Raw genomic sequence first — 12393 nt, 5'->3', positions numbered from 1 at the left:
CCTCCTCGTGGGGTCAAAATCTTTCAAAGATTTTGGGTCGGATTTTTTGAAAAAATCCGTGCCCGTTACACACGTTCCATATTGTATTCACCGCGCACGCCTGTGCCGTAACGTTGCAGCGCGCCATCTGGGCCAACGGCATTTGGACGTTGGAAAATCCAGTTCTGCCATGCGGTCAGACGGCCAAATATGCGGGTCTCCATGGTTTCGGGGCCAGCAAAGCGCAGGTTCGCCTCCATCCCCGTCATGGCATCGGGGCTAAAGCTGGCGCGCTCCTCCATGAACAGGCGCACCTCATCCTCCCAATCGATGTCGTCATAGACATAAGTGACCAGTCCGGCCTCGTCGGCGGCATCGGCCTCAAGCGGTTGCCCCTTCAATCCCTCAAGCGTCGCGATATCCTCGGGCGTGCCCAAGAACCGCGTTTCAAGCCGGGTCAGGTCGTTGCCCATTTTATAGGTGCCGAAGTTGCCGTCGGTCAGGGTCACCGTTGCAAGGGGCCGGTTATCGCCGTCAAATTCCTCAAGCATCATATAGCTGCGATCCACGGCCCACAGCAGTTCGGCCAAGGGGCCGGCGAAACACGATCCGTGTTCGACAATCGCAACCAAACTGCGCGAGGTCATATCGACCCGCTTCAACACGCGCTTCCAATATTGCAGGATTTCATTGGCCAGCCAGTGGTCCTTGTTGGCCAGCAACAGCGCCTCGTGTGCGACGACAAGTTCTGGGTCGCCTTGGGTCTGGAATTCGATCAGGCCCAGTTCTTTTTCATTATTGCGCAGGTGAAGGATCGCGTCGTCCAGTTCACGCGCGCAGCGCAATATCCACGCGTCTGCGCCTTGGGCCGTCAGCGCATCCATATCGGCAGGGGCAGCTGCATCCGGCCCTTTGATCGTCACCGTCGCCCGCTTTGCACCGCGGTTCAGGACCACTTCCACCGTGGAATAGGTAATGCCATCCGCCGTGAAACTCCGTGCGAGGGGTGTCAGCTCGATACCCTGCGCCACATCTGCCTTGGTTGAATTGGCGGCCATTTCCTGCGCGCGCTCAACCACCATTTCATCGAATTTCGAGTTGGGGATCACCTCGTCGACCAAACGCCATTCCTTGGCGCGCTTGCCCTTCACCCCCTCCTCGATCGAGCAGAACACATCGGCGCGGTCGCGGCGAACCTTGCGCTTGTCGGTGACGCGCGTCAGGCCGCCTGTGCCGGGTAAAACCGCCAGCAGGGGCACTTCTGGCAGGGCAACCGAGGATGTGCTGTCGTCGGTCAGCATGATGTGATTGCACGCCAGCGCCAACTCGTATCCTCCGCCCGCGCAGGCCCCTTTGACCGCGCAGATATAGTTCTGACCACTGTCGGCCAGCGCTGCCTCGTAGGTATTACGCGTCTCGTTGGTGAACTTACAAAAGTTAACCTTGTGGCTATGCGCAGCGCCGCCAAGCATGCGAATATTAGCACCAGCGCAAAACACCTTTTCCTTGGCCGATTGCATCACCACGACTTTGACCTCCGGGTGCTCAAACCGCATCCGCTGCACAATATCGGACAATTCGATATCGACGCCCAGATCATAGGAATTCAGCTTCAGCTCATAGCCTTCGAACAGCCCACCCTTTTCATCCACGTCCATATAAAGGTTCGCGACGGGACCATCATATTCGATCTTCCAATGACGGTATTTTGACGGATCAGTTTGGAAATCGATAATCTTGGTCACAGGCAGTCCCCCCTCGTGGTCCGGTGATATGCTGCATCACAGTACCGGCTGTTTGTTAGATAGATGCGCAATATGGCAGGATACTGCCATATATTTCTGGATTCATTCTAAATATATGCACATTTTATGCATCATATCGCAATTCAATCTGATCTCGGGTCTCATGAACCCAAGCCTCAATATCACGCAGCCTAAGGCCCAGAATCGTTTCAGCCGCCCCGCATTGCCGCAAAAGATCGTCCACCATGGCGCATAGCCTGCGGGCCGCGTTCGGTTTTCCCATCCGGATTTTCAGCCGTGCATTCGCCAGTTGGATCATCCCCTGTATGATGGCCCGTTCCGGCGAAGGATCCGGTGCACGCATCCAAACCGCCTCAAGAACCTCGTGGCATTCCCAAAAATACCCGTCATGGAAATAGAACAGCCCAACCTGCCAAGCCTCGGTCTGGCCCAGCAGCTCAATCGGCGTCTCCTCGGTCACACTTGCCTTGATGTGATCGAACCAATCCTCGGGATGGCGCGCGTTCAGGCCCGGCACATGTGCATGCGGAGGGACCGAAACGCCCACCGCTTAAGCGACCTGAACGATTTCACGCTCGATCCGGTCCAGCCGGGCGCAAAATTCGCGGATCGCATCCAAACTGGCATGGGGTTGGTCCATGTGCGGGGCATGGCCACAATTGTCCAAAATGGCCGTTTCAACAGGTGAATATATTCGCGTCTCGATCTCTTCGATTTGCGCCAACGTGCCATAAGGATCATCACGCCCCTGAATGGCCAGAACCGGAATGCGCAGATGGTCGATGCTGTCGCCGACATTCCATGCCTCGAATTTCGGATCGGTCCAGGCGTCGTGCCAGCCCCGAAACGCCACATCGACATTGCTGTGATACTTGGCCAGCTTCTGCTTAAGATCGCCATCGTTATAGGCGTCGCCAGCCGACCTGATCGCCCTCAACCCGCCCGGTTCGGTAAAGAAATGAGGGGCCATCAGGATCAGCGACCGGATGCGCATATCCGACACGGAACCGGCATAGATCGTGGCAATCGTGGCACCATCGGAATGGCCCAGTAAAATCGCGTGCTCGACGCCGGCCGCGTCCAACACATCGCCAAGCGATTGTTCGGCCTCGCGGGTCATGTAATCCAGCGGGCGCGGCAAATCGACGGGATCAGACGCCCCATAGCCCGCCCGCGAATAGGCCAGCACACCAAAGCCGGTGGCATCAACCAAGGCCTGCGGAAAATCGCGCCAGAGCGCGACACTGCCCAACCCCTCATGCAAAAGCACAAGCGTTGGCGCATCCGCAGGCTTCGGCCCCCATGCGGCGTATTCCAGTGATTTACCGCCTGCCGTCAGCCGCTGACCTGCCTCGTTTGCCCATGTCACACCCATCATGCTTCCTCTCGTAATTTGAAACGTTGTATTTTTCCCGTCGCTGTTTTGGGCAGGTCGTTGACCACCTCGATCCAGCGGGGATATTTCCATTTGCCGATCTTTTCTTTGACGTGGCTTTTCAGCTCGGCCAGCAGGGCATCGTCGGCGCTACCCTCTTTCAACACGACAAAGGCTTTGGGTTTCTCCAACCCGTCCGCGTCTTCAGCAGCAACGACGGCGGCCTCTAACACGCGTGGATGGCTGACCAGCGCGCCTTCGACCTCGAACGGTGACAGCCAGATGCCGGAGACTTTGAACATGTCATCCGTGCGCCCGCAGTAGGTCAGCCGGCCATCCTCACCCAGCTCGTATTTGTCGCCGGTGCGGGTCCAGACCCCTTCAAACGTGCTGCGGGATTTGTCGCGCTGGTTCCAATACGAATTCGCGGCCGAGGCCCCGTTCACCAACAACTCCCCCACGCCGCCGGGCAGCACGTCTTCGCCCAGCTCGTCCACCAGACGCAGCGTATAGCCGGGCACCGCAACGCCCGAGGTGCCGTAAACCAGATCATCCTTACGGTTGCTTAGAAAGATATGGAGCATTTCAGTCGATCCGACCCCGTCAAGGATGCAGGTACCGACGTGTTTTTCCCACCTCAACCCCACTTCTTCCGGCAAAGCTTCGCCCGCCGAAATGCAGGTGCGCAGCGGGGCCTTCAGACCTCCCGCGCTGTCCATATGCGCGACCATCGCCGCATACAGCGTCGGCACACCGCAAAACACCGTCGGCTTTTCCGTGTTCAGAATATCCACCACGCCATCCGGCGTCGGGCGCCCTGCAAGCAGCAAGGTGGTTGCCCCGACAGACAGCGGAAACGACATGGCATTGCCCAAGCCATAGGCGAAAAAGAACTTGGCCGCGGAAAACACAACATCATCCTCAGCGATCTCAAGCACCTGTTTGCCATAGGTGTCTGATGTCGCCCGCAAGGATGAATGCACATGTGCCACGCCTTTCGGCTGGCCTGTCGATCCTGATGAGTAGAGCCAGAACGCAACCTCGTCCGGGCTGACCGGCAAGGTTGCGCGCGGCTCTGCGCCCGATAAAAAATCGTCAAAACTGGTGGTCCCGTCGACCGGATCACCGATCACAACCACATGCCGCAAATAGGGGTTTCCCGCCACTGCGTGTTTGGCGACGTCCCACAGTTCAGCCGACACGAAAAGGATCGCAGCGCGCGCATCCCGCAGGATCGCGTCATAGACGGCCGCCGCCAAAAGCGTGTTGATCGGCACCGGAATGACACCGCATTTAATGGCACCCCAGAAAATCTGCGGGAATTCGATCTGGTCCAGCACCAGTACCGCGGCGCGTTCTTCGGGGCGAATGTCGGCACGCGCCAATGCCCCCGCCACTTGTGCTGCGCCCGTGGCCATGTCCCCGTAGGTTAATGTCCGGCCACGGCCAATTTCCCGATATGCGACCTTGTCCTCACGTCCTTCTTCTGTGTGACGGTCGACGAAATATGTGACTGCATTAGCTATAGTGTTGGCAGCGGTCATCTCGGTCCTCCCAAACGTCGATGCTTTATTGTGCATTTACAAAATGCTGCCGCAAGATAACTCGCCTATATGGGCAATTTATTGCATTAATCCGCCGATATACGGGCCCCGTCCGCAGTGTCATAAATCCGGGCGACCAAATCGGCACGGCGCATCAGCATTTTAGGAAAGTTCAGATTGCCTTTGGCCGTGACTTCTCCGTCGCCCATTGACGGCAGATCGGTCAGGATAACAGCCCCGGTCACACGCGACGCGCTGCCGGTCGTTTTTGCGGCCAGCTCTTTCATCACGGCCCCGATTTTCTCCATCAGCGGCGGGCAAATCATTGCGCCCGCATCATCCGACACCTGCCACCCCTCTGCCTTGATCGTGGCGTGGTTGGGCACCAGCAACATGCCCACTTCCTCGCGGCCCTGACCGGTCAGCACCAGATCCGACACATAGGGGGCCAAGGCAGCCAGCAGGTCCAACCGCAACTGCGCCGCGCGCACCCATGTGCCCGTCATCAGCTTGAAATCTTCGGACATGCGCCCGTCAAACATCAACCCGCGCGCAGGGTCGTTCGGGTCAATCAACCGCATCGCATCGCCGGTGACAAAGAACCCTTCTTCGTCAAACGCCTCGGCAGATTTTTCGGGGTTGTCGTGATAGCCCTTGGTGATTGTCGGCCCCGCCACACGCACATCGCAGCGCCCGTCGTCGTCGGGGATCAGTTTCACCATCACACCGGGCAGCGGCACGCCCACGATCCCCGCGCCCTTGGCCGGTTCATGCTGCAACAACGCGGCTGGCGCGGTTTCCGTCAGACCCCAAGATGAATTGATCAGCGGCAGCTTGCCACGCGTCTCCATGGCAAGGCGTTCCAGCTCGGCCCAGGTTGCCTGCGGCAGCGACGCCCCCGCGTAAAAGATCATATCAAGCTGCGCAAAATAGCGTTCGCGCAGTTGTTTGTCGGCCTTCAGCGCTGTGACCAATTGGGCGAACCCGACCGGCACGTTAAAGCTGATGGTGCCCGAAATCTCGCGCAGGTTGGCAAGGGTCTTGTCGAACATTCCAGCGGCGGGTTTGCCTTCGTCGATGTACAGACTGCCGCCATTTGCCAGCATCAGGTTAAAGTTATGCGACCCGCCAAAAACGTGGTTCCACGGCAGCCAGTCCACCAATTGCGGGGGGCGCGCCGTCACAAAGGGCAAGGCTTGGGCCAATTGCGCTTGGTTCGTGGTCATCATCTTTTGCGTGGTCAACACCCCCTTGGGGTCGGAGGTCGAGCCCGAGGTCATCAGAATTTTCGCCAACGTATCCGGTGTGATCTTGGCGAATGCCGCATCCACATCTGCCCCGCTTGGCGTCAGGAAACTGTTGAAATCCGTGGCCCCTGTATCACCGGGTGCCAAGGAAAGCTTTTCCACGCCCGAAAGGCTGTCCAACCCGAAAGCGCAGGAATAGGTGCCCCCGTCCGACGCATAGACCATCCCGGGTTTCACCAGCTTGGCCACGTAATCAAGCCGTGGCAGGGCCGCAGGGATCAGCGAGTACTGCTCGGCCACAGGCACCGTCGGCACGCCCACATATTGCGCGGCAAGCGACAGCAAACCGTGATCAACACTGTTGCCCGAAATAATCAAAATGGGTTTTTCCGGCCCCAGATCACGCGACAAAAGATGCCCCGCTATGGCACGCACCATTTCCAGTGCTTGTGAATAGGTGACCGTGCGCCAACCGGCACCCGACCGCTCTGCCAGAAACACCCGGTCCGGTGCCGCCGCTGCCCAGTCGTGCAACCAATCGCCCGTACAGCGGGCCACCGGCCCCAGATCATAGCCGGATTCCAGTATGATCGTCCCATCAGGGCGGTCCGTTCTGGTCACCTTATGCGGTAGCAGATTGGCGCTATTCGTCATGATTTCTCCTTGTCCGCCGCACGTCGGGCAGAGCCATTTACTATTTTCGACTGCCGGAATGAGGGGCCAAAGGCCCGGCTAGCCCGGCAATAGGAACAATGTGATCGCGGGGAACATCACCAGAATAATCACGCGGACGATGTCGGACCCCACGAAATACATCACAGCCTTATAGGTTTCGGTCATGGGCGTTTCGCGGTCCATCGAGTTGATGATGAACAGGTTCATCCCCACGGGCGGCGTAATCAGCCCCACCTCGACAACAATCAGCACCAAGATACCAAACCAGATCGCCAGATGTTCCGTGCTCATCCCGAAATCCATCGCCGAAATCACCGGAAAGAAAATCGGCACGGTCAGCAGTATCATCGACAGGCTGTCCATCAGGCACCCAAAGATCAGGTAGAATACCAAGATGATCGTCAGCACAAACCACGGGCTGTACCCTTGGCCCACGACCCAATCGGCCATGAACTGCGGCACGCCCGACAGCGCCAGAAAGCCGTTATAGAACCCGGCCCCCAGCACGATAAAGAAGATCATGCCGGTGGTTTTCGCGGTGCCCAGCAGGCTTTCGCGCAGCAAGGACCAGTTCAAACTGCCTGACAGCAACGCCGCCAGCCCCGTGCCCGCCGCGCCGATGGCCGACCCTTCGGTCGGGGTGAACCAGCCCAGATAGATGCCGCCCACAACGATGAAAAAGATCACCAGAACCGGCCAAGTATTTGCCAGCGCCTTGAACCGCTCTGCCATGGGGACCGCGGGGCGCGTGCCTGCCGAATTGGGGTTCAGGCGCACATAAATGGAAATCGTGACGATATAGCCAAGGGCAGCCAGAATGCCGGGAATGAACGCCGCCAAAAACAGTTTCGCGATATTCTGTTCCGTCAAAATCGCATAGATCACCAAGATGACCGAGGGCGGGATCAGGATGCCCAAGGTGCCGCCTGCCGCCAGCGTTGCGGTGGAAAACCCCCCCGAATAGCCATAGCGGCGCAATTCAGGCAGGGCGACCTTGGACATGGTTGCCGCCGTGGCCAGCGAACTGCCGCAGATCGCGCCAAAGCCGGCACAAGCCCCAACAGCGGCCATCGCGACACCGCCCCTGCGATGCCCCAGAAAGCTTTCGGCGGCTTTGAACAGCGCCGTGGACATGCCCGACAGGGTCGCAAATTGCCCCATCAGCAAAAACATCGGAATGATCGACAATGAATAGCTCGAGAATGTCGTGTAAGTCTCGGATTTCAGCTTGGCCAGCAGCGGGGTCGGGTTACCGCCCATGGCGAAATACCAGCCACCAAATCCGCACAGCAACATCGCCAACCCGATCGGCGCGCGCAAAAAAATCATCAACAAAAGCACAGGGAAGGACCAAAAGCCCAGTTCTAGATTGGTCACGTCAATGCGCCCCTTGTTCGCTGGGTAGGATATTTTCGCCGGTCGCTGCTTCGATCACGCGCACAACGGCGCAATATGCCGCCACGATGCACGATATGATGCCTGCAGCAAAGCTGGCGGCATAGGCCCACCAGACGGGGAATTGTAAAAACAATGTCGTCTCGCCATTGCCGATATACCGCTGCATCCCCTCGAACAGCCGCCAGACAATCAGGATAATCACGGCTGTCAGGACCAGTTCCCAAAAGGCCGCGATCCAGCGGTTGGCGCGCCGCGACAGAACCGAGGTAAAGATATCAACGCTCGCATGGGCCCCGTAAAACTGGCAGATCGGCAGAAACGAGAAAATCGCGAAAGCAATGCCCGCCTCAAGCAGTTCGTAATTGCCGTTGATCTCTCCGACGCCTAGATCAAGCAGGGCTTGTGACAGACCGTTTAGCTGGGTTTGGAAAAACTCGTTATGAAGCACCTTGTTCGCGGTGCGCCCGATGATCGAAAGCGTCGTCATCAGGATCAGAACGACCAAGACGAGCCCCCCGATAACTGCGGTAAACCGGGCAAGAAATTGTATCAGCCGATGCATGTGACATCTCTTAAGTTGGGTAATCTGTATGGCGAAAGGCCTGCGGCGTTTGATACGCCGCAGGCCATGGCTATGGTCGTCAGCTTACTTGCCGTAGGCGTCCATCAGGCTGCGGGCTTCGTCGATCAGCGCCTGACCATCGATGCCTTTGCTGTCCATATCTGCGATCCAGCTGGCATAGATCGGCTGCGCCGCATCCCGCCAAACCTGCGTTTCCGCGTCGGACAGGGTGACGATGTTGTTGTTCAGACCCACCGCGATTTCGCGCGCGGGGCCGTCGGCATCCGCTTGCGTCCCCCCTGCAAAAACCGAGAATTCATGGCCGGAATTGTCGTCGATAACCTTTTTCAGGTCGTCAGGCAGGCTTTCGTACTTGTCTTTGTTCATCGCCAGAACAAACGTCAGCGTATACAGCGCAGAGCCCGCGAACTCGGTGTGGTTCTTGACCAGTTCTGACACTTTCAGCGCAGGCGTAACCTCCCACGGGATGGTCGTCCCGTCGATAACTCCTTTGGACAGGCCTTCGGGGATCGCAGGCACCGGCATACCAACCGGCGTCGCACCGGTCGTTTCCAACAGCTGGTTCACCAAACGTGATCCGCCGCGGATTTTCAGACCCTGCATATCAGCAGGCGTGCGCACTTCCTTGTTGGTGTGCAGCAGACCGGGGCCGTGCACCCATGTGCCCAAGATGTGCACATCTTTGAATTCGCCATCTTTCATGTGCTTTTCAAACATCTGCCAATAGGCAGAGCTGGCCGCGCGTGCGTCGTTCACCATGAACGGCAGCTCAAACACTTCGGTCGATGGATAGCGGCCCGGCGTATAGCCGACCACGGTCCAGACGATGTCGGCCACGCCATCAATCGCTTGGTCCATCAGCTCTGGTGGTTTACCGCCAAGCTGCATGGACGGATAGCGTTCAACCTTGATCCGGTCGCCGCTGTCTGCCTGAACCTTATCGGCCCAAACGTCCAACACCTGCATTGGCACGTTGGCCTGTGGCGGCAGGAACTGGTGCATGCGCAGCGTGACGTCTTGCGCCAAGGCACCTGTCGCACTCATCCCAACAGCAAGCGCTGCCGCAGCGGCACCCAGTATGGTTCTTCTCATCATCATGTTTTCTCTCCCTATTCGTTGGTCGTAACGGTGCCCACTTTAATGCGGGCTTTCCGTGGGGTCGCTCAATACGGGGGACAAACAACAAATGCACCGCAATCACAGATGTGATGCTCTCCTCGATACATCCGTTTCCCTCCCCTGAATCGCATGTTCCCAGCTAGATCAGGGAACGCAGCGTTTCTTAACAAATATTGTTAGGCCATCTAACAATACTTGTCATTATCTTTTCGATACTCTTTTGGACGATCTCGCATTGGTCTCTGCGCACCGGCAAATTCGCACTTTCGTGCAACTTAGCGCGCCTGACTTTGTAACCGTCAAACGAAATGCCCCGCTAATGCAAAATAATTCACACAACTGGCGAATTCTTGGGCCACATAGCGGACTTATATAGGTGGGGGATGGTGGCGTTACCTGGATTTGAACCAGGGACCTAACGATTATGAGTCGTTCGCTCTAACCAACTGAGCTATAACGCCATCGGCGCTTCGAATATGACGGGCCTTGGCCCCCGTCAAGGGCCAAAACCAATCTAATGTCATCAACCTGCGTCGCGAACCGTATCAATCATCAATTGAACGTTGTCAGGATTGGCGTCCGGCGTGATGCCGTGACCCAAATTAAAGATATGCGGCCCCTTGGAAAAGGCCTTTACGATGGTGCGTGTCTCATCGATCAAATCCTGCCCGCCGGTAACCATATGGCGTGACGCAAGGTTGCCCTGAACGCAGCCATCCACCTGAACATTGGCCGCAGCCCATTCAGCAGACACGGAATTATCCAGCGCAACGCAATCCACACCGGTGGCCTTGTGAAAACCAATATATTGATCGCCCGCCTCACGCGGGAAGCCGATGATCGGAATGCCCGGGTGGCGTTTCTTCAATTCTTGGGTGATCTCGCGCGCAGGTTCCAGCGCGTATTTCTGGAATGCCTCGCCCGACAGCGACCCCGCCCAGCTGTCGAAAATCTTCATGACCTCGGCACCGGCCTCGATCTGCGCCGACATATATTCAATCGTCGCCTTGGTGATCAGGTTCAGCAGCGATTCGAACAACGGGTTGTCATTGATCCGCAACTGATGCGCGGGCCCCTGATCCTTGGTCCCCTGCCCCGCAATCATATAGGTCGCCACAGTCCATGGCGCGCCCGCAAAGCCGATCAACGTGGTTTCCGGCGGCAAAGCCCCGGCAAGGTTGCGCACGGTCTGATAGATCGGGTTCAGCGTCTCGTGAATAACATCAACGGGTTTCAGCTTGTCGAAATCCGCCTGCGTGGTGACCGTGGACAAGCGCGGCCCTTCGCCGGTGACAAACCACAGATCCGCCCCCAGCGCCTGTGGCACCAGCAAAATATCCGCAAACAAAATCGCCGCATCAAATCCATAGCGTCGGATCGGCTGCAAAGTGACCTCGGTCGCCAGGTCAGGATTATAGCACAACGACAGGAAATCCCCCGCCTCGGCGCGCGTGACCTTATACTCGGGCAGATAGCGCCCCGCCTGCCGCATCATCCAGATCGGCGGTGTCGCCAGCGTTTCACCCGCCAAAGCGCGCAAAATGGTTTTGGTTGGGGCTGTTGTCTGCGCCATGTGTCGGCTCCTCAGGTAATCTTTTGCCTTGGTCAAGATGTGAGGGCTGGAAGTCAAGGCGCGGGTGCCGCATTGTCGCACAAAATTGACTTGGCCCAAAGAGAACTTCATGACCTTGACCTTGCCTACCCCTCAGAACCCTTTGCGCATCGGCACCCGTGGCTCGCCCCTCGCCATGGCCCAAGCCCATGAAACCCGTGCGCGGCTGTCCTCGGCGTTTAACCTGCCCCTGACCGCGTTCGAGGTGGTGGTGATCAAGGTCACCGGCGATATGATCCAGGATCGGCCCCTCAAGGAAATCGGCGGCAAGGGCCTGTTCACCCGCGAAATCGAAGAAGACCTGCTGGCAGGCAAGATCGACATCGCCGTGCATTCGATGAAAGACATGCCCACTATCCAACCCGGCGGCCTGCTGCTCGATACCTTCCTGCCGCGCGAAGACCCGCGCGACGCCTTTGTCGCGCCCCAGATGTCCGCGCTGGATCAACTGGCCCAAGGCGCGGTCGTCGGCACCTCCAGCCTGCGCCGCCGCGCGCAATTGCTGCACAAGCGCCCCGATCTGCAAGTTGTTGAATTCCGCGGCAACGTACAGACCCGCCTGCGCAAGCTGGCCGATGGCGTGGCCGAATGTACCTTCCTCGCCATGGCAGGGCTGAACCGTCTGGACATGGCAAACGTCCCCGCCACCCCGATCAACGACACCGACATGCTGCCCGCCGTCGCCCAAGGCGCGATTGGCATCGAACGCCGCGCTGGCGACGCCGAGACAGAGGCGCTGCTGTCCGCCATCCACGACACCCCCACAGGCCAACGCCTGACCGCGGAACGCGCTTTCCTGCTCACACTGGACGGCTCTTGCGAAACCCCTATCGCAGGGCTTGCCACACTGGACGGCGACACCCTGCACTTGCGCGGCGAAGTCTTGCGCCCCGACGGATCAGAAGTCATCAAAGGCACCCGCAGCGGCCCGATCTCGGATGGCGGTCAAATGGGCGTCGACCTCGCGCAGGAACTGCTCGCCCAAGCCGGCTCGCATTTCTTTGATTGGCACGGGGGCGCATAACCCCCCGCCTCTGCCCATTTCCAAATGGTCCAAAATCCCGGGGGAGTCCGCAGGACGGGGGCTGGCCCCCT

General features: G+C 58.3%; 10 protein-coding genes and 1 tRNA gene. 1 reads left to right on the top strand and 10 read right to left on the bottom strand.

Translation table 11 applies throughout. The features are described 5' to 3' along the window. Positions 1-65: 65 nt before the first annotated feature. From boxC to hemE, 10 genes are all read right to left on the bottom strand, one after another. Positions 66-1724, bottom strand: coding sequence for a 2,3-epoxybenzoyl-CoA dihydrolase (gene boxC / locus AADJ11_RS06425; RefSeq protein ID WP_341233733.1), 1659 nt, complete (start codon positions 1722-1724; stop codon positions 66-68). A gap of 124 nt (positions 1725-1848) precedes the next feature. Next, the gene (locus AADJ11_RS06420; protein WP_341233732.1) at positions 1849-2262 is read right to left on the bottom strand and encodes a DUF309 domain-containing protein; all 414 of its coding nucleotides are present in this window, start codon (positions 2260-2262) and stop codon (positions 1849-1851) included. A 33-nt stretch (positions 2263-2295) separates the two neighbouring features. Continuing rightward, the gene (locus AADJ11_RS06415; RefSeq protein ID WP_341233731.1) at positions 2296-3123 is read right to left on the bottom strand and encodes an alpha/beta hydrolase; all 828 of its coding nucleotides are present in this window, start codon (positions 3121-3123) and stop codon (positions 2296-2298) included. Further along, the gene (locus AADJ11_RS06410; RefSeq protein WP_341233730.1) at positions 3120-4664 is read right to left on the bottom strand and encodes a benzoate-CoA ligase family protein; all 1545 of its coding nucleotides are present in this window, start codon (positions 4662-4664) and stop codon (positions 3120-3122) included. Before AADJ11_RS06410 ends, AADJ11_RS06415 begins: the two co-directional genes overlap by 4 nt. Before the next feature lie 86 nt (positions 4665-4750). Further along, on the bottom strand, positions 4751-6565 hold the full coding sequence (locus tag AADJ11_RS06405) for a feruloyl-CoA synthase (RefSeq protein WP_341233729.1): 1815 nt from the start codon (positions 6563-6565) through the stop codon (positions 4751-4753). Between the two features lie 78 nt (positions 6566-6643). Then, a complete protein-coding gene (locus AADJ11_RS06400; protein WP_341233728.1) occupies positions 6644-7963 on the bottom strand; it encodes a TRAP transporter large permease in 1320 nt (439 codons plus the stop codon). A 1-nt stretch (position 7964) separates the two neighbouring features. After that, on the bottom strand, positions 7965-8546 hold the full coding sequence (locus tag AADJ11_RS06395; RefSeq protein ID WP_341233727.1) for a TRAP transporter small permease: 582 nt from the start codon (positions 8544-8546) through the stop codon (positions 7965-7967). An 84-nt stretch (positions 8547-8630) separates the two neighbouring features. Next, entirely contained in the window at positions 8631-9665 is a 1035-nt protein-coding gene (locus AADJ11_RS06390) for a TRAP transporter substrate-binding protein (protein WP_341233726.1), read from the bottom strand. Between the two features lie 405 nt (positions 9666-10070). Next, positions 10071-10147, bottom strand: a tRNA-Met gene (locus tag AADJ11_RS06385). A 62-nt stretch (positions 10148-10209) separates the two neighbouring features. Then, entirely contained in the window at positions 10210-11259 is a 1050-nt protein-coding gene (gene hemE / locus AADJ11_RS06380; RefSeq protein ID WP_341233725.1) for a uroporphyrinogen decarboxylase, read from the bottom strand. Positions 11260-11368: 109 nt separating this feature from the next. On the opposite strand from hemE, the gene hemC reads away from it, so the two are divergent. Next, a complete protein-coding gene (gene hemC / locus AADJ11_RS06375; RefSeq protein WP_341233724.1) occupies positions 11369-12322 on the top strand; it encodes a hydroxymethylbilane synthase in 954 nt (317 codons plus the stop codon). Positions 12323-12393 lie beyond the last annotated feature (71 nt).

Origin of the sequence: uncultured Sulfitobacter sp., assembly GCF_964021855.1 — a bacterium.
GTDB lineage: Bacteria > Pseudomonadota > Alphaproteobacteria > Rhodobacterales > Rhodobacteraceae > Sulfitobacter.
This window is presented reverse-complemented; position numbering and strand designations above follow the sequence as displayed.